Annotated in this window: 17 protein-coding genes; all 17 read left to right on the top strand. The window is 67.4% G+C overall.

What is annotated here, in order from left to right; translation table 11 throughout:
• Positions 1–402 precede the first annotated feature (402 nt).
• The 17 genes from AC5Y5Z_RS23300 to AC5Y5Z_RS23380 all read left to right on the top strand — a co-directional run bounded on the left by AC5Y5Z_RS23300 (position 403) and on the right by AC5Y5Z_RS23380 (position 17,310).
• Positions 403–1,290 carry a hypothetical protein gene (locus AC5Y5Z_RS23300; RefSeq protein WP_499919392.1) on the top strand — a complete coding sequence of 296 codons (888 nt, stop codon included), beginning with the start codon at positions 403–405 and terminating at the stop codon, positions 1,288–1,290.
• Positions 1,290–1,709, top strand: coding sequence for a hypothetical protein (locus tag AC5Y5Z_RS23305; RefSeq protein ID WP_499919394.1), 420 nt, complete (start codon positions 1,290–1,292; stop codon positions 1,707–1,709). Before AC5Y5Z_RS23300 ends, AC5Y5Z_RS23305 begins: the two co-directional genes overlap by 1 nt.
• Complete coding sequence (locus AC5Y5Z_RS23310) at positions 1,706–2,545, top strand: phosphoadenosine phosphosulfate reductase domain-containing protein (RefSeq protein WP_499919395.1); 840 nt, start codon at positions 1,706–1,708, stop codon at positions 2,543–2,545. The genes AC5Y5Z_RS23305 and AC5Y5Z_RS23310 overlap by 4 nt, the downstream gene beginning before the upstream one ends.
• A gap of 87 nt (positions 2,546–2,632) precedes the next feature.
• On the top strand, positions 2,633–3,478 hold the full coding sequence (locus AC5Y5Z_RS23315; protein WP_499919396.1) for a hypothetical protein: 846 nt from the start codon (positions 2,633–2,635) through the stop codon (positions 3,476–3,478).
• A 421-nt stretch (positions 3,479–3,899) separates the two neighbouring features.
• Complete coding sequence (locus AC5Y5Z_RS23320) at positions 3,900–4,166, top strand: hypothetical protein (RefSeq protein ID WP_133449292.1); 267 nt, start codon at positions 3,900–3,902, stop codon at positions 4,164–4,166.
• A 643-nt stretch (positions 4,167–4,809) separates the two neighbouring features.
• Complete coding sequence (locus AC5Y5Z_RS23325; RefSeq protein ID WP_499919397.1) at positions 4,810–5,916, top strand: sigma 54-interacting transcriptional regulator; 1,107 nt, start codon at positions 4,810–4,812, stop codon at positions 5,914–5,916.
• Positions 5,913–7,193 carry a vWA domain-containing protein gene (locus AC5Y5Z_RS23330; RefSeq protein ID WP_499919399.1) on the top strand — a complete coding sequence of 427 codons (1,281 nt, stop codon included), beginning with the start codon at positions 5,913–5,915 and terminating at the stop codon, positions 7,191–7,193. Before AC5Y5Z_RS23325 ends, AC5Y5Z_RS23330 begins: the two co-directional genes overlap by 4 nt.
• The gene (locus AC5Y5Z_RS23335; RefSeq protein WP_205879844.1) at positions 7,190–7,390 is read left to right on the top strand and encodes a chemotaxis protein; all 201 of its coding nucleotides are present in this window, start codon (positions 7,190–7,192) and stop codon (positions 7,388–7,390) included. Before AC5Y5Z_RS23330 ends, AC5Y5Z_RS23335 begins: the two co-directional genes overlap by 4 nt.
• On the top strand, positions 7,387–8,604 hold the full coding sequence (locus tag AC5Y5Z_RS23340) for a hypothetical protein (protein WP_499919400.1): 1,218 nt from the start codon (positions 7,387–7,389) through the stop codon (positions 8,602–8,604). The genes AC5Y5Z_RS23335 and AC5Y5Z_RS23340 overlap by 4 nt, the downstream gene beginning before the upstream one ends.
• Positions 8,605–8,610: 6 nt before the next feature.
• Positions 8,611–9,924 (top strand): AAA family ATPase, encoded by a 1,314-nt coding sequence (locus AC5Y5Z_RS23345; RefSeq protein WP_499919402.1) that lies wholly within the window; start codon positions 8,611–8,613, stop codon positions 9,922–9,924.
• Between the two features lie 445 nt (positions 9,925–10,369).
• Positions 10,370–10,612 carry a hypothetical protein gene (locus tag AC5Y5Z_RS23350; protein WP_133437096.1) on the top strand — a complete coding sequence of 81 codons (243 nt, stop codon included), beginning with the start codon at positions 10,370–10,372 and terminating at the stop codon, positions 10,610–10,612.
• A 196-nt stretch (positions 10,613–10,808) separates the two neighbouring features.
• On the top strand, positions 10,809–11,774 hold the full coding sequence (locus tag AC5Y5Z_RS23355; RefSeq protein ID WP_499919403.1) for a DUF4192 domain-containing protein: 966 nt from the start codon (positions 10,809–10,811) through the stop codon (positions 11,772–11,774).
• A 380-nt stretch (positions 11,775–12,154) separates the two neighbouring features.
• Positions 12,155–13,066 carry a hypothetical protein gene (locus tag AC5Y5Z_RS23360; protein WP_133437094.1) on the top strand — a complete coding sequence of 304 codons (912 nt, stop codon included), beginning with the start codon at positions 12,155–12,157 and terminating at the stop codon, positions 13,064–13,066.
• Between the two features lie 25 nt (positions 13,067–13,091).
• The gene (locus AC5Y5Z_RS23365; protein ID WP_133437093.1) at positions 13,092–13,505 is read left to right on the top strand and encodes a hypothetical protein; all 414 of its coding nucleotides are present in this window, start codon (positions 13,092–13,094) and stop codon (positions 13,503–13,505) included.
• Between the two features lie 146 nt (positions 13,506–13,651).
• On the top strand, positions 13,652–14,761 hold the full coding sequence (locus AC5Y5Z_RS23370; RefSeq protein WP_133437092.1) for an ATP-dependent DNA ligase: 1,110 nt from the start codon (positions 13,652–13,654) through the stop codon (positions 14,759–14,761).
• A 210-nt stretch (positions 14,762–14,971) separates the two neighbouring features.
• Positions 14,972–15,631: a hypothetical protein gene (locus AC5Y5Z_RS23375; RefSeq protein ID WP_240751267.1), complete on the top strand. Its 660-nt coding sequence runs from the start codon at positions 14,972–14,974 to the stop codon at positions 15,629–15,631.
• A gap of 236 nt (positions 15,632–15,867) precedes the next feature.
• Entirely contained in the window at positions 15,868–17,310 is a 1,443-nt protein-coding gene (locus AC5Y5Z_RS23380) for a methyltransferase domain-containing protein (protein ID WP_499919405.1), read from the top strand.
• Positions 17,311–17,488 lie beyond the last annotated feature (178 nt).

Genomic DNA, 17,488 nt, shown 5'->3' on the forward strand with positions numbered 1-17,488 from the left:
CGTCGAAGCCGGTGAACTTCTCAGAGATGATGCGGGAACTGGTGACAGTGGGCCCGTCCGTGCCGCATCGGCCGCAGCGGCCGGCTACCGGTTCGGGGGCATCCACGGCAGGTCGACCGGCAGCGACCCACGCCGCGGCGGCGGGATCAGACAGCATGGTGGCCGTCACGATACGGTCTGAAGTTGACACCTACGGCTGTTAATGTGACCACCACGAAACGCACACAGGGGCTGGGTGAGGGTTTCACCTGAGGCGGCTCCGGACGGTTGGAAACAGCCTTCCGGGCCGCCTACCTCCGTCTTCAGGTCGCTCCGCAGGGACGCTGTAGGGATTAACCGTCGTGTCCCGTTTGGCCCATACACTGCGATTTGAACCAGCCAGTTACGCAAATCTGAGGCCACGTGGGCGCCAAGACCGCCAGACCAAACCGAGAACAGCCCGTCGCCATCGACGTCGAGGGCGGGGCCATCGGTGCGCGTGACATCAAGGCGGCCCGCGAGGTTGCCGAGGACGCAATGACGGAGCGCTCGTTCCAACGACTGGCCAACCAGTTCGTCGACGAGCTACGCGATGACGACTCCTCCCTCACACGGGCGACGCGTGATCGCGATCGAGCGACACCGCGAGATGTGAGCCACGTCGACTCCGATCGTCTGCGCGGCGAGCTGCCTGCCCGCGAAGAGTTCCGAGAGATCCTAAGTGGCCGGCAGCGAAAGATCCGATCCACGGTCAAAAATAGAGTCATCGCGGCGGCGCCGGCGTCGCAGCACGCTGCGATCAACAGCCTGCTCAGCAGCAAGGACCCCACGGAGTGGCGGCGCGTCAACGAGCGTCTGCATCTCGCGGCCGGCGATGCGCAACAGCTGACCGATGGCGAACGCGCCAAGGTGCAGCGTCTGGACAGGGCGATCCAGTCCTACGAGCGACTCAACGACCGGACCCACCGTGTCTATGTGGCTGTGCGACTACCCGACAACCACGCAGACATCACCAAGCCGTCGGATCTGCCGGCGAGCCTGCAGCCGGGGGCCAGCGTCGCGTTCGACCAGTTCACTCTGACCCGGCACAACCTGCACGAGACACCGGGGCATGACAGTTCCCGGTACGTGGTGTTCGAGGTCGTGACCAGCCGCGGGATGTACCTGGGTCGCTCCGACAGCGTGGAGGACACCACTCACGTGTTGCCCAGGGGCATGCAGTTCGACGTGGCATCCGCCGAACACGTCGCCTACGCAACCCGCCCCCGAGGATTCAATGAACGCCTCGTCTTGCAACTGAGGGAGCGCTGATGACCCCCACCGAATGGATCGTTCACCCCAACCGGTCTGAGATCGGAATGGACGAGCCCGGACAGAACGGGCACTACCGATCAGTCACGCGCCTCCGCGCGGCGGCCATCGAGCCGTGCCTGGCGCGAGTTAAGCTGCCGCACAGACTTTTTGACATCGCCGACGCCGACGGCGCGGTCACCTTCGGCGGCAACGATTGGTGGTTCGTCGTCGGCGCGGCGCGCACCTTCGCCCGTACCCACCTCGCCGCAGACGTGCCGGCACCGTTCGGGTTCAAGCGCGGCGGTCAATGGCGGTGGTGGGACAACACCACCACCTCGGAGTCGATCCTCGACGGGCCCGACGCAATCGAGTACGTCCGCCAATACCTCGACCAGCTGTTCCCGCACGCCGCGATCGCGGTGACCGACCGACGATGACCACCGCACCGGCGGGCCTGAACATGCACGAGCTGCGCGGCATTGCGGCGCGCCGCCGAGGCCCGCGAGCCCATCATCATTTGCTTGACCGCATCGCCGAGCACCTCGACGAGCAGGACGGGTTCGTGTCCTGGAGCGGCGGCAAGGACTCCACAGTGGTGGTCGACCTCGCGCGCCAGGTCGATCCGCACATCCCGGTCGTGTTCTTCGACAGCGGACTGCAATTCCCCGAAACCCTGCGCTATTTGGCGGAGCTGGCCGAGGCTTGGCAACTGAACTATCAGGTGATCACTGCCGATCCGGACTTGTTGACGGTGCTGATCGCCGGCGGCGGATTCGATCATTACGCCGTCGATCGACGGTTGCGAGGCCAGTTGGCTGACGTGATGATTACCGGGCCGGCCAGGGAAGCGCATCGCCTTTACGGCCGCGGCTCGCTGTGGGGTGTGCGCGCCGAGGAGTCGCACGGCCGGCGGATGCTCTACCGGCGCGGATTGGCCTCGGAGACTCGGGCGCGGCAGCAGAGTTCACGCACCGACGTGCGGATGCAGGCCGGGGGTATCGTCCGTCGCGCCGACGGAACCATTACCTACGGGCCGATCTGGGACTGGCAACGCTCCCACGTCTTTGAGTACCTGGCGGGGCGGGGGATCGAGCCCAACCCGCTCTATCGCAAGCTCGCTGACCTCGGGGTCCCCGACGCGCAGATCCGTGTCGACTCCATCATCGACGCTTCCAAGCTGTCCAACGGCCACATCGCGTGGCTGCAGAGGGGTTGGCCCGATCTCTTCGACCGGTTGGCCCACGCACTGCCCCGACTGCACGAATGGGCCTGAAGTCAGAACGGGGCGGTAGCATTGACTTTCGACGACGGGCAAGCCGAGAAGGGGCGGGCCCGAACACTCCGGAAGGGAGCATGCATCATGAGTGTCGGACTGGCGGGCACGTTGCCCACCGCTGCGTACGACCAGGAGGACGACATCGACGAGGCCCCCTACCGCTGGTCGGACCTACTCGCGCGGCGCAATGCGCTGAGCTTGCGGGTCGAGGACCTCGTGCCGGTCCTACGGGTAGATCTGCACAAGTACCGCTCCCGGGAGACCGGCGCCCTGGAGGTTGGCGCCGAACTCGTCGACGAGCTGATCGCGATGGAGGAGTTCGTCGCCGGCGAGGCTGCGCGGATGCTCGACGCGGCGCCGGCCGGCGGGACGGTGAGGTTAGATGCCGCCGTCGACCAGGCGGAGTTCGAGGATGCCTACCCGGATGCCCGCACACTGCGGGATCTTGTGCCGTACCCGATGTCGCTGCAGCACGTGGCCGTGGGCCGTGCCGCGGCGGAGTTGAGCCGGCGCGGCCGTGACGTCGAGGTGTACCGCGGGCAGCAGCGCGGGGATCTCACCGTGCGCCGGCTGGCCGCCGGGCTGCTCAAAGAGGAAACCTCTCGGCTGCTCGGCATCGAGGCGAAGAAGTACGCGAAGTTCGAGCGAAGCACCTCGGCGCCGCCGACCGGGTTGGTGGCTGAACTGCAGGCCATCGACGACTTCATCACTGCCAGCGCCGCGCAGCTTCACATCACCAAGGAAGATGGTGCGAGTGTCGTGGTGATGATCGACGACCAGGCCGTTTTCGAGCGGCTCTACCCGCAGGCTCGCACCAAGCGCGATGGTGAGGTGTATCCACGCCGGGTGCACCGGGTCGCGGCCGCACGCCGCGCCCACGAACTCGAGGCGGCCGGCGCATCGACTCGTATCGCCGTCGCCGACCGCTGAAGACGAACCGCCCGCTGTTTCAACGACTTCCAGTTCGCAATCCGACGCATGAGCAGGTCCGCGCTGACGCCACCGCCGAAGTCGCGGCTGCGTGTTGGGCAGGTCGAGGCAACATCGCGCGGACCAGACGGCTCACCGAGCGGTCCGCTGAGCTGACCGCGGAGTTCCATCAACGTGTTCGACCCGCCGGCATTCGACCGGGAATGAGTCCGAGTCAACCTGGGACGGCCGGGATCGCGACGAGATTCTTCGAGCAGCTCTGACCCGCCTTTCGACCCACCCCACCCGGCACAGGGGCGGGGTGGGCAATGTCTATTGCGTTGCACCACAGAGGATTCCGTTGTCGGTGGCTGTTGGTAGTGTCATGTAGGTAAGGGCAAGCCGTTGGGGCAGGCCCAACTTCATCCGAGGGGAATTTGGGATGGTCGTTTACGTCGATGATGTCGAGCCGGTCGATGTCGAGCAGTTGAGCCTCGATGAGGCGCGGATGGTATTGGCCCGGGCGCGGGCTGAGCTGGCGAGCGCGTTCAATTCGGCGCATGCGGGGAGTCTGCGGCGGGAAATCGCCGAGGTCGAAGGGCAGATCGAATGGCTGGAGTCGGAGGCGGAAGCAGCGGCGTTAGAGGATGCCGCCACCGAGCACGCCAGCGACCTGTGGGCGGACTACGACCGGGGTATCTCGGCGTGAGTGCCGCAGACGGTGGGGAGAGGACCGACATCACCGGTGCTGAGGACCGCCCTTTGGTCGATGATGACGGCTATCCCACCGAGTGGGGAATCGCGGCGGTGCGCCACTGCCATGGCTCGCCAACGGCGGTGGTAGATCTGCTGGAGCAACTGTGGTGGACGCCGAGCCTGATGACCGTCGATGAGTGGCTGGACAACCAGCTGCGGAACGTCGTGCGGGTGTCGCTCGCGACAGGCGGATGGTCGGGTAACGAGACGTTGATCGACGCGCTCGACAAGTCGAGGTTCCACCTGCTCTATTTGGGAGTCAAGTCATCGCGGCGGGCTGCACGTGTATACGGTCCCTCAGACCGAGTGGGAGATGGTCAGCGAGCTCGGCGAGGTCATCGCGGAGAGCGCTGCCGAGTAGCGCGAACGGGATCGGGTAGGTGGCCGGTGAGGGAATTCGCCGGCCATCTTCATCAACCACCCCCACCCGGCACAGGGGCGGGGTGGTTGATGTAAACCGCTGCGATGTCGCGGTTTTGGTGGCGGTGGTGTCGGCAGTGGTGGTTGTGGACTTGTCGGTGGGTGCCGGTAGTGTCCTGTGTTGTGAGGACGGGCCATCGGGGCCGGTCCACTACTCCTCGGGAGGGGATTCGGTCATGACCGATTTGGACACCACCGTGACGGTGATCGACGCTGCGGCCAGAGCACATGTCCCAGTTTTACTCTGGTCCGATCCTGGCATGGGCAAGTCATCCATTGTGCGGGCGTTGGCCGCTGCCGATGGTGTACCGGTGGAGACGGTGATCGGGTCGCAGCGTGAGCCGGTAGACATTGCGGGCTGGCCGGTGGTCACCGATGGCGCGGTACAAACCCTCGCATTACCCGATTGGGCCAAGACGCTTTTGGACGCCAACGGCGGTTACCTTCTGTTGGACGAGATTTCGACATGTTCGGCGTCTGTGCAGGCCGCGATGCTCACGGTCGCGTTAGAGCGGATGGTTGGACGAACCAAGCTGCCTCACGCCGTGAGGATCGTCGCAGCTGCCAACCCACCTGACCGGAGTGCCGGTGGTGTCGATCTGACGCCGCCGATGGCTAACCGGTTCCTGCACGTCGATTTCGAGCCGACCGCCGAGGAATGGCTGACCGGCATGCGGTCCTCGTTCGCCGCCTTGCCCGCCTCGCGAGGCATCGCCGCCGATGACCTGCGCCGCGCCGACGAAATCGGGGCCGTCTGCGCCTTCTTGGAGGCCAGACCGGCTCTGCTGCACCAGTTTCCGCACACTGACGAGGCTGCTGGGAGGGCGTGGCCGTCGCGGCGCTCCTGGGAGGCGATGGCACGGGTGCTGGCGCATCTACGCTCTGACGACACCGCCGCCATCAGCACCGTCGCGCTCGGACTGGTCGGTGACGGTGCGGGCAGCGAGTTCATGGAATGGCGGGCCAGCATGGATTTGCCCGCCGTCGCGGACGTGATCGCGGACCCGAGCATCGTCGCCTGGGGGACGGCTCGCCCCGATCAGGTGTGGGCGGTGCTGTCCGGTGTGGTCGCCTGGGCGTCGGGCAGGGGCACTAAAGACGCGTGGATGACTGCCTGGGGTCCGGTGGTCGAGGCAGCGACCCACGGCGCACCCGACGTGGCCGGGGCAGCGGCCCGCGCGTTGAGCGTAGCGATGCCTGCCGGTGCGAAACCGCCTGCGGCGGCGCGCAAATTCAAAGACGTGATGATCGCAGCAGGCCTCGACGTGGGCAGCGCGGCATGACCGAGGTCAGAGCGCTCACCGCCGACGAATGGCGACGGTTGCGGCTGGCGCGGATGGCCGCAGTCGAGGCGATGCCCTACTTCGCACGGGCGCTGTTCGCGTTGTCGCCAGTCGCCGCACCGGGTTTGGGCACGTTCGCGGTGGACAAGCACTGGCGTCTCTACCTCGACCCGGCGATGCTGGGCACCGCCGAAGGGTGGTCGATAAATCTGGCTGGCTCCGTGCTGCTGCACGAGGTTGGGCATGTGCTGCGTGACCACGGTGGCCGCGCTGACACGGTGGACTCCCCGGTGGATCGCACCATGTGGAACTACGCCGCCGACGCCGAAATCAACGATGACTTGATCGCGGCGGGCGTGCGTCTCCCCGAAGGTGTTGTGACACCGGGACGGCTGGGCTGCGAGGACGGCCACGCCGCCGAGGTCTACTACCGGCATCTGGTGCCGCCCGGTACGCCACCACGCAGCGGGGCGGACGGCGATCCCGGCGGCGGGTCCGGTGACGGCGAGGACGACGGCCACGGCTGCGGGTCCGGTGCCGGGGATGCCGTGCCGGGCGAACTGCCCGCCGCTGCCGACGTGGGCGGCAGCAAGGGGCTGTCCCGTGCTGCGGCCGATCTGGTAAAGGTCGCCGTCGCCCGCGAGGTTCAACGAGAGTTGGCGCACGGCGAGGCCGGTCGCGGCACGATGCCAGCGGGCCTGGCGCGGTGGGCCGCTGACCAACTCGCCCCGGCAGTCGTGCCGTGGCCCAAGGTGCTGCGGGCGGCGGTGCGCCGCGCCGTCGAGGATCAAGCGGGACAGGTGCATCACTCCTGGCGACGGCCCAACCGGCGCGCTCCCAAGGGTGTGCTGCTGCCGACGCTGCGGGCACCCAAGATCGCCGTCGATCTGATCATCGACACGTCGGGGTCGATGGGTGAGGCCGATCTGGCGGCGGCGCTGTCGGAAACACGGGCGGTGCTGAGGCGCACCGGAGCCACTGTGCGGGTGCTCTGCTGCGATGCCGGTGCCAGCGCACCGCGCCCGGTGCGGTCCATCAACGATGTGACGTTGGTCGGTGGCGGCGGCACCGACATGCGGGTCGGAATCGATGCCGCGCTGGCAGCGCGCCCACCGGCCAACGTGCTGGTCTGCCTGACAGACGGTGGCACGCCGTGGCATGAGCGTCGGCTCCCGGTTCCGCTGATCGTCGCCCTGATCGGCACGCACGCCGCCGACACCGCGCCCGCGTGGGCCAAGACGGTGCGCGTCACCCCCGCTGCGGCGGTGGCGACGTGAGCAAGCGGGCCGGGGGCCGTGACTTCACGCAGTGGGCCGACACCGTGCTGGCGGGCACCGGCTGGACCGTGGGCACGGTGCGCGCCGCTGCGCAGCGGGACCGTACCGATCTGGCGACGGCGGCGCTGGCCGATGGGTTCGCCGCCGCCGCTCGCGGGCTGGCCGACCCCGCGCAGAGCCGCGACGGTGCGGCGTGAGCGCCGCACTGTTCGACCTCGCGCAGCGGGTGGCCGCACGCGATGCCGGTGGGCCGGTGCCCCGGCTGCTGCACAATCCCGCCCCATCGCGTGACGTGAAGGTCGCCGTCGCAGCGCAGCGCACCGGCCCGGTGGTGCACGTGCAGGCCGTGGGGCCGGATGGGCGCACCCGCAGCGGCACCGGGGCCGAGGGACTGGCCGCGCTCGCCCGCGCTGCCGGATGCGTGGACGGTGACCTCGGCACCGGCGCGACGGCCCTAGTCGATACCCCGGCCACGATGCGGGCGTTGGAGGGGCTGGCTCGCAGCTACGCCGACCCGGCGCGCTGCGCGGATCGCGACGTGACGGCGGGATCGGCGCTGGCCGGGTGGTGGGTGGAGCGGGCCGCGCACCCCGGTACATCGGCGGTGACCGACGTACTGGGCGCGACCCGTACCCGATTCATACTGGGCGTAACACCGGGCGAGGATCACGCGGGCATGTGGCGGACAGCGCTGAAGGTGCCCAACGGTGTTGGCGGGCTGCAGATCTGGCATCACGCCGTGACCGGTGGTCTGCTGCTGCCGGGGCTGGACGCGGTGCGTGAGGACGACGACTGGCAGTGGGAGGCTGCGCAGAAGGCCGTGGGCGAACAGCGCAGCTGGGACCGGCCCGAAACGCTGTACCTGGCGGCGGCGCGGCTAATGAGCCGCTGCGATGCCGCCGACCTCTACGACGCCGCACTGCTGGCCGATCCGCTATGGCGTGCGCGTGGTGTGCATACCGGGTTCGTCTGCCACGGGCAGGTCGTCACCGGGGCGGGCCAGGCGGGCAACCGCGTCACAGTGCGTGCCGATCGGCTCGACACCCGCCTGAAAGCCGGGACCGCCGTCACCGGGTGGCAGGGCGAGCCGATGACCGCGATGCCGGACACGGAGAACCGTTTCAGCGGTGAGGTTTTCGCGACCGCCGTGGGCGAGGACGGCGCGTTGACGGTGACCATCGGCGGCCTGCGCAAGACGGGTTACCGGCCTACTACCGGGGAGACGGTGACGGTGATGCCCGCCCCGCCCTCGGTGTCCACGATCCGGTCGCGGCGCACGGCGGTGTCTCGGCTGTACCGGCGACGGTTCTCCTGGTTATCACAGGGAACCACGCCGACCGCCAGCCGCCGACCGGTGCCGCTGGCGGTCATGATCGCCGCCGCCGACGACACACCCACGACCGAGAACTGAACTGAGATGCGTACCCTACCCAAGCGATTCGCCCAACCCGCCGACACCAACGAGACACCCGCCGCTACGGCGGCACCGGCCACAACGCCGTCGCCGCCCGCTGCCCCGATAGTTCAGAACTGGCCGGGGCGCGACCTGCTCGACTCACCGATGCTGGCGAGGGTGCTGCTGGCCGCGTGGGGCGGGGACCCAGCAATCTGCGTCCCCGCTTGCCCGGGAGCCGGAAAGTCAAGGCTTGTCGCGCTTTTGGCGGGTGCCTTGGCGCATCGGGTGGGACTGCGGGTGGCGGTGGCCGCGCAGACCCGCGAGCAAGCCGCCGAGCTGTCCCGGCGCATCGCCGCCGTCAGCGACCGCACCTCGCTGATCGTGTCGGGGGCCGGTAAGAAGCCGGTCACCGTGAACGGCATTCGCACCGTGGCCGGTCGCAGCGTGCGATGGCAGCACTCGACCGGGGGTGAAATCCTGATCGGCACCGCCGCCCGCTGGCTCTACGTGGACCCGAGCATGGCGGGCGCGGACGCGCTGCTAGTGGATGAATCCTGGCAGGCCACCTACGGCGACCTCGGCGCGCTTGGGGCGCTGGCCCGCCAGGTGGTCTGCGTCGGTGACCCCGGCCAGGTGGCACCCGTGGTCACCGGCTCGACCGAGAAATGGGACGGGAAGGCCACCGGCCCGCACCAACCCGCCCCCGCTGCGCTGCTGGCCGCACACGGCGAGGCGATCACCGTCCACGAACTGACGAACTCCTGGCGACTCGGCCCGCAGACCTGCGCGCTGCTCTCCGAGCACTTCTACCCGCAGATGCCGTTCACGTCACGCCGTCCCGACGAGGCGGTAATCGCACCGGACGGCACCGTACTGCCTGAAATCGTCAGTCGCCCAACAGAAGCGCACAACGGCCCGACCGACCCGGCGCTGCTGACCGCGCTAGCCGAGCGGGCACGCGAACTGACTCGCCACAACTACCGGCGCGGTGGCGTGTGTGAGCCGTTGACCGCCGCCGATCTGGCCGTAGTCGTGCCCCACGTCGCCCAAGCCGGTGCGGTACGGGCGCTGCTAGCCGACATGCCCGATGTGCTGGTCGGCACCGTCAACGCGTTGCAAGGCTTGGAACGACCGGCTGTCGTCGCATTGCACCCTATGGCCGGATACCGCAGTCCCGAGGCATTCGCCCTCGACGCGGGCCGAATGTGCGTCACCCTGAGTCGGCACCGAGCGCACCTGACGGTGCTCACCGATCCTGCGACTGTGCCGCTGCTCGACGCCGCCACCAACGACCCGCAGGCCGTCCAAGCGCGGGCGGTGCTCGCGGCACTCTGAACCACGAAAGCTTGTACAACCGACCATCGCGGTCGGCATTGGTTTGTGGGGGGCGGGCAGACCTTCGAGGCCGCCCACCCCACCCGGCACAGGGTGGGGGTGGGTGTTCGGGCGGCGGCGGCAGCAGCTGAAGAAGAAGAGATGCAGCGAAGATTGCCACACGGCGCGGGGTTGTTTAACAACGGCCCGACAGGGCGCTTCGGGGGTGAACACCTGCAGGTCAGGCCGTGCACTGAAGTTTGACAAGGGTGGGTGCCGGGCCGTTGTTCTGTCAAAGTAGCGCGGCGTTTCTTGTTCATCAGTGCAACTCGACGGCAGCGTCAACAGCGGCAGCGGCGGCAGCGGCAGCGGCGGCCGGCCGGCGGATTATGTCGGTGGTTGGCGGTAGCGTCTGTGGTGTCGAGCAAAGCCGTTGGGGCGGGCTCATTTCAGAAAGGGAAACATCATGGCGGTTCACGGTGACGGGGAATGCCTGGACGGGCCGGAGGGCTGCGCAGGGGAAACCCTTCCGCGTCAGACGCTTAGTGGGAGTGGGGATTCCTACTACCGGTGCGATCGGCACTACGACGCTTACGCGGCGCGTCTGCAGCCGGTGATGGACGGCATCAACCGGAGGTACCCGCGCCACGCCCCTAGCGACTTCGATGAAAGCTACGCCGGGGAACGGTGGGACGAGGACGAGTGGTAGGCGCTGCGCCCCAAGCCTCATACCCTATCCCTACCCGGCACAGGGGCGGGGTTGGGGCTGGTCCATGTTGGGTCGATCGGGTTTGTTTGGTTGGGGGAGTTGTTGATTCAGCGATAATTGTCGGTGTTGCCCGGTAGGCTTCACATTGTTGGGCAGGTCAGTGGGACCGGCCCTGGATTCCCGGAAGGGGAGTGCAATGCACGCAATCAAGGGGTTGTCGGCCGTCATCTCGAATCTGTTGGGAATACTCGGGTTTCGCCCCGTTGAGTCGTTGGTTGTAGTGTCCGTGCAGGGTGGTGAGGCGGGGTCAGTGATGCGCCTGGACCTCAGTGACGCGACGTCGCCGGATGTTCCGGAGCAGTTGGCGGATCTGGTCGTGCGTGCCGGGGGTGACGCTGCGGTGGCGGTGTTCGTGTCGGCAGAGGGCGCGTCGTGTGCGATGTGCGCCGACGAGTTCACGGAGCAGGCGCGCAATCTGTCGGCGGCGTTGGAACGGCGCGGCGCACAATTGCTCGATGCGGTGGTGGTCGATCACATAGAGGCCGGGGGACGCTGGCGATGTGTCGACAACTGCGGCAAGGGCGGTGTCCTCGATGACCCGGCTATCTCGGCGGCGGCTGCGGCGGCGGTAGTCGCGGGACACCGGATGTACGGCAGCCGTGAGGAACTGAGGGCGACCGTGGCGGTGGACGTGGCGCGAGCGACCTCGCTGGCGCCCATGCTGGTCGGTGTGTCGGGCTGCGTCGACGATGTGGCGGTGGCAGTGCGTTCGGCGGTGGCGGCGGTGCGCCGAGTCGGTGTCGGCGAGGTTCTCTCGGACGCCGAATTGGCCAGTGTCGGGTCGACTCTGGTGGATCTGAGAGTGCGTGACGCGCTGATGACCCTGATCGACAGCGACGAAGCGGGAGCGGCCGAGCAGCTGTGGTCGCAACTGGTGCAGGTTTTGCCCCAGCCGTTCCGTTCGGAAGCCTTGTGCATGCTCGCGCACGCCAGCTATGTGACGGGTGCAGGGCCGGTGGCGGGGATGTGCCTGGAAGCGATACGGGCCGAGACGCCGAATCACCGCATGGCCGCGTTGCTCGACACCGCGCTACAGAACGGGGTTCGGCCGGAGGCGATCCGCGGCCTGACCGCGAGCCTGCCCCCGGCGGTGTCGGTCTAGCCGCCGTGGCGGCGACCCGGTGGGGGCAGGGTACTGCCGGCTCCCACCGTGTCCCCCCTCGGCACAGGGGTGGGGTGGGGGTTGTTTCTTCGCGCGCGGCTGCTGCTGCTGCTGCTGCAGCGAAGATTGTCACGCGGCGCGGGGTTGTTTAACAACGGCCCGACGGGGCGCTTCGGGGTGGAAACTTGCAGTTCAGGCCGTGCACTGAAGTTTGACAAGGGTGGGTGCCGGGCCGTTGTTCTGTCAAAGTAGCGCGGCGTTTCTTGTTAATTTGCGGTGCATCTCGACGGTACTCGGGCTGTCGGAGGGGATCGGTAGCCTGGGGATGTCGGGCAGGTCAATCGGACCGGCCCACGAGTCCCAGATGGGGGATGTTCACGATGGGTTATTGCGCCAACTCGATTGACTCCGACTTCACCATTCCACCGGCGAACATCGCGGCCGCCCTGGAGGCGGTGCGTGCCGCGTTCGAGACGACCGGCACGGCGACGCTAACCGAGGTGATCGAGGAGAACACCTGCTTTGACGGATGTGAGGAGGATGCCGCGACGGGCTTCACGTTGGGGTGTCATCACGACAAGTGGTGGGACTCGACCGAGCAGATGTTGGCGGTGCTGGCACCGTTTGCGGTCGAGGGGTCATCGGTGCGGATGCTTGGCGAGGACGATTGTCTGTTCGGGTTCCGCGTGCTGGACGGTCAGTTGCGTACGGAATCGGGCAGATTCATGTGGTCGCTCGATGGTGAGACCGCCGCCCACGTGCCGGTCCGAGCGGGCGGGGTGTTGGCTCCGATGACCGTCGAGCGCGATCTCGTCGGGTACGCCGCTTGGTGGGCGGCGTCCGACACCGCTGAAATCGAGGAGCTTCTAGATGGGCTGACGGGTGACACCTGGGAGGCCGAGCACACCTTGGCCGCGGTGATGGGCTGTGTGTTCCAGAACGATCCAGGCAGCTCGCCGACTCGGGATTGGCTCACGGTCACAGGTCTCGCGCACGGCGTCACCGTCGCTTATCTCGGGTTGGATCTTGATCCGTCCTACGACGGCCAGGGGGTTCTCGATGGCTTGACCGTCGTGCTCAACTTGACGGCTGTCAGCGCCGAAGCTGCTGAGCAGCAGAACCTTTCGGTCTCGGTCTATGTGCAGGTGCGTGATGTCCTGCCCGCAGGCGGCGGCGTGCCCTGCGAAGTGCTGGGCGACATCATCGACACGGCGTTGGCGTTGGTGAATTGTGACATCGCCGCCTCCGACCGCTTCATCGTTGGTGCCCGCGATGTCCCCTCGGCAGCGTAGCGACGAGGATGGGGAGGGCGGTCTGATGGCGAATTACTACGGGCGGGGCCGCACTAACGTGTTTGCGGTCAAGGACGTGCAGGCGCTGAGGAATGCCTTGGAGTGCCACGACTTCGAGGTGGAGGAGCGGTCGCCCGGATGCGTGGCGATCTTCGCGGCAGACGCCGACGGCTTGGGAGACTGGTCGCGGTGGATCGACGGCGATGACGGCGAGGGCGAGGAGTTCTTTGTTCCGGAGATGATCGCGGCTCACCTGCAGCCCGATCAGGTGGCCGTGTTCGTCCATGCCGGTTCTGAAAAGCTGCGCTATGTCACGGGATACAGCATCGCTGTGGATTCCGATGGCCGCCGGATTCGCCTCGACCTCGACGAGATCATCCGCGTGGCGGCGGAGGTGTTCGCGGTGCCTGCAGGGTCGATATCGGCGCCAAGGTACTGACCGCGCGGGTGGGTGGGGCCGAGCCTGTTCGTGTCCGCGTGGGACGTTCGATCGAGGGGCGGCGTTGTCGGTGGTTGCCGGTAGTGTCACTCGTGTCAGGGCTCGCCAAGAGGGCAGGCCCGCGGTTCCCGGAAAGGGGAGTTGTCGTGACTGATGTCGTCGAGGGTTCAGAAGTATCGCAGTCGGTGTGCGAGGAGGAGTCAGTGAGCTTGTACTTCAAATCGGGCTCCAGCGACAAGGTGTATCACGCGCGCATCGAGGCCGCAGACGGCGGAGGTTACACGGTCAACTTTGCATTCGGTCGCCGCGGCGGGACGCTATCGACTGGCACGAAGACCAAAGCGCCGGTCGACCACGCTACTGCGCGGAGGGTTTTCGCGAAGCTGGTGGCCGACAAGCAATCCAAGGGATACACGGCGGGAGCTGACGGCACGCCCTACCGCCACAGCGCCAACGCTGGCCGGGTCAGTGGCCTGCTGCCCCAACTGCTCAACACCATCGACGAAGCCGACGCCGCGTGTTTGGTGGATTGTCCGCAGTGGGTGATGCAGGAGAAGTTCGATGGCCGGCGCCTGATGCTCCGCAAGGTCGGCGACGCAGTCGAGGGCATCAACAAGCTCGGCCTGATCGTGAGCGTGGCGGAGACCATCGAGGCAGCGGGCCGGTTGGTGCCCGGTGACTTCGTGCTGGACGGCGAAGCCGTGGGTGACTGCTTGCATGTGTTCGACCTGCTCTCCCGAGATGGCACCGACCTGCGTGCGCGGTCCTACGGCGACCGCTACCGCGCGCTGCGGGCCGTGATCGGCGATGCCGATACCGCAGCCGCCGCCGTCGTCGCGGAGTGCTGGGTCGATCCGGCCGAGAAGGCGCACCAGCTCGATGAGGTTCGGGGGCGAAACGCCGAAGGGGTGGTGTTCAAACGCTGGGATGCCCCCTACACGCAGGGGCGGCCCAGCAGCGGTGGCACACAGCGCAAGTTGAAATTCGTGGCAACAGCCTCCGCGGTAGTCACGGCCATCAATCGGCAGCGCAGTGTCCGGGTCAGCCTGCTACAAGGCGCGACCTGGCTGGACGTCGGCGCCGTCACCGTTCCCGCCAACCAGAGTGTTCCCCAGATCGGTGATGTCGTCGAGGTCCGCTACCTCTACGCCACACCAGGCGGCGGTGCGCTCTATCAGCCCGTCCTCCTGGGCGTCCGCACTGATGTCGAGCCCCCCGAGTGTGTGGTGGCCCAACTCAAGTTCAAGGCGACGTAACGCGGCGCCCGTTGGTGAGACCCACTGGTGATGGTGGGTCTCACCAACACCACCCCCCCTCGTCACAGGGGTGGGGTGATGGTGTGCCGGGCCGAAAAGGTCTGGCGGGGTTGTGGTTTCGGGTCCGGAATGTCGGCGGCGACGGGTAGAATCAGGTGTGAAGGCCAGGCCAGCGGGGCTGGGCCGATTTCCCAGGAAAGGGGAAATGTCGTGACTGCTGTCGTGGTTGAAGGTTCGGTAGGTGTGGTGTCGCGGTCGGTGGCCGAGGCGTTGGCGGCCGGCGTGGCGGCGGGCGCGGTGGTGTGCGCCGCGCTGTCGGACGGACCGGTTCCGGGCTGGCTGGTCGTCGAGGAGATCGCGGCCGATGGTGCGGAGCGTCAGTGCGCGGTGGTCCGGCTCGACGGCTGCTCGGTGGTGTCTGCCGGTCCGGTAACGGAGGTGAAGGTAGCCGGCGACCCGGTGCCCACCGAGGGCGAGATGCCGGCGTGGGCTTCCGCGCTTGCCGCGTCATTTTGGGCGGCTCGGCGAGCCCGCAGCGAGGCCGAGACGGCACGTTCGGCGCTGGCCAGGCACCAGGCGCGGCTAGCGGGCATAGAGGAGGCCGCTCACGAATACGCTGACGCCAATAGCCTTTGCGAGCGTTTCGATGAATTCATGGTCGAGCAGGGGCTGCGGCCACGATCCCGCGAGTACCTGTGCGTGGTGGACGCGACGGTGCGGGTGCGCATCGCGGCGTCAGGCCGCAACGGCGACGCCGCGGCTGGGGAGATCACCGACGAGATGGTCGCCGATGCCGTCGCGGGACTCGGCGTTCGGCTGCTCGCCGACGCCATCCAAGACCACGACGTCGTGGACGTCGAGGAGGCCTGAGTCGCCGAGCGGGGGCCGGCTCTTTCCGCAGTCGGCCCCGCTCCCCTCCCCGCCCGTCACAGGGGTGGGGTAAGGGATGAATCACTCTGCTGTCGAACATATTTGAATGAATTTGCTTGGTGGTGGTGATGGCGTGTGTTGCGCGGGTGAGTTGTCGGTGGCGGGTTGTACGGTGACATTTCGTGAGGGCACGCCAAACGGGCGGGCCCCTGACTCCCGTGAAAGGGGAGGCGGTTATGGCGACGGTGGAGATCCCGCAATCTGATGGGGCGCGCGCAGCTGGCCCGGTCCTGGCGCGACGTGTGATCGCAGCGGCGCAGGTGCTCGCCGAGTGCGATGGGATGCCTGCGACGGTGCTCGATGAGCGGCGGAGGGCGGTTCTGGAGGCGTTCCCCGGATGGGGACCGGTGGCGGCGTTATTCGACGCGGATCCGGCTGAGCCGTGGGCGGAGTTGGCCGACGAACTCGATGACGCGGCCGGCGACGCGATGGGCCAGGCCGCGAGGGTGGTCGACACGTCATTCTTCAGTCCGCCCGAGCTGGTGGCTCACATCTGGAACGTCCTTTGCACAGCGGGCTTCACCGGTGGCTCTGTGCTCGACTTGGGGTGCGGCACGGGGGCGTTCATCCGGCATGCGCCGTGTGATCTGGTCGTGGAATCGACGGGTGTGGAGGCGGATCCGACATCCGCGCGGATCGCCCGCCTGTTGCTTCCGGGGGCGAACATCATCACCGGCGAGCTCCAGAAGGTATCCCTGCCTCACAAGCGTTTTGATGCGGCCGTGGGTAACGTTCCGTTCTCGGCAGCCCGCGTGCACGACGGCGCGATCGGCTTCTACGGCCCCCTCCATGAGTACTTCGTGGCGCGTGCGGTGGCGGCCGTGCGCCCTGGGGGTTACGTGGTGGTGGTGACGTCACGCCATGAACTCGACGCCGCCAACGGCCTGTCGTCATCAATCACCAAGCATGCCGATCTGATGGCTGCCGTGCGGCTGCCGTCGGGCTACTTTCGCGAGTCGGGTACTGATGTGGTCGCCGATGTGCTGGTCCTGCGGGTCCGGGACGGAGACGACGATGGGCACGGGTGGTCACACGTCCGCGCGGGTGTGGTGCGCACGGCGGTGGAATCGACGGTGCGCGGACGTGCATGTCGGGAGATGGTAAGTCCCTTCTGGGGGCTGCACCCCGAACTCGTCGCCGGCGACATGGTGTTGACCGGTTTCGATCGGTCCCCCTTAGCCGTGCGCGCAGCGAACCCCGGCGGCGCGGTCGCATCGGCGTTCGCGGCAGTGGGTCCGCTGCTGGTGCCCTACACCGACGAGGCGGGACTGTCGGGGGACCTCGATGATGTGAGGCTCACCGACGACCAGGGCCGCAAAGAGGGGTCGCTACACAGCGTCGACGGTCAGGTGGTGCGCATCGTCGACGGCGCCCTAACCGCAGTTGCACGGCCCAGCGCCGAGCTGCGGGCACTGATCGGCCTACGTGATGCTGCGGTGGCCCTGATCGAGGCCGAGTCGGACTGGGACACCCCCGATTCGGCGTTGGAGCCGTTACGCGTGGCGTGCCGGCAGGAATACCAGAAGTACGTTGATCGGTACGGGGCTCTCAACCGGGGGACCATGACCGAGGGCAAACCGGACCCAGAGACGGGGCTACCGCGGTTGGGTTATCTGTAATCGCTTTGGGGGTGTGTAGGACTGTTACCCGCGTGCGTTTGGGGGTCGGTTTCCTTTGTTGGGGACAGTGTTATCTGTAGTGGTGTCACCGACGTGTTGTGGGTTCGTGGCGGGAACCGGATCGGCCGGCTGGGCGTCTAAACGGGGTATGGATGCTGAGGAGCGCGAAGCCTTTGTG

Source organism: Mycobacterium sp. NGS29, assembly GCF_059812965.1.

Coding starts and splice junctions, on each gene's coding strand:
- AC5Y5Z_RS23305 (WP_499919394.1), top strand. CDS start 1,290: ATGACCCCCACCGAATGGATCGTTCACCCCAACCGGTCTGAGATCGGA.
- AC5Y5Z_RS23310 (WP_499919395.1), top strand. CDS start 1,706: ATGACCACCGCACCGGCGGGCCTGAACATGCACGAGCTGCGCGGCATT.
- AC5Y5Z_RS23315 (WP_499919396.1), top strand. CDS start 2,633: ATGAGTGTCGGACTGGCGGGCACGTTGCCCACCGCTGCGTACGACCAG.
- AC5Y5Z_RS23320 (WP_133449292.1), top strand. CDS start 3,900: ATGGTCGTTTACGTCGATGATGTCGAGCCGGTCGATGTCGAGCAGTTG.
- AC5Y5Z_RS23325 (WP_499919397.1), top strand. CDS start 4,810: ATGACCGATTTGGACACCACCGTGACGGTGATCGACGCTGCGGCCAGA.
- AC5Y5Z_RS23330 (WP_499919399.1), top strand. CDS start 5,913: ATGACCGAGGTCAGAGCGCTCACCGCCGACGAATGGCGACGGTTGCGG.
- AC5Y5Z_RS23345 (WP_499919402.1), top strand. CDS start 8,611: ATGCGTACCCTACCCAAGCGATTCGCCCAACCCGCCGACACCAACGAG.
- AC5Y5Z_RS23350 (WP_133437096.1), top strand. CDS start 10,370: ATGGCGGTTCACGGTGACGGGGAATGCCTGGACGGGCCGGAGGGCTGC.
- AC5Y5Z_RS23355 (WP_499919403.1), top strand. CDS start 10,809: ATGCACGCAATCAAGGGGTTGTCGGCCGTCATCTCGAATCTGTTGGGA.
- AC5Y5Z_RS23360 (WP_133437094.1), top strand. CDS start 12,155: ATGGGTTATTGCGCCAACTCGATTGACTCCGACTTCACCATTCCACCG.
- AC5Y5Z_RS23365 (WP_133437093.1), top strand. CDS start 13,092: ATGGCGAATTACTACGGGCGGGGCCGCACTAACGTGTTTGCGGTCAAG.
- AC5Y5Z_RS23380 (WP_499919405.1), top strand. CDS start 15,868: ATGGCGACGGTGGAGATCCCGCAATCTGATGGGGCGCGCGCAGCTGGC.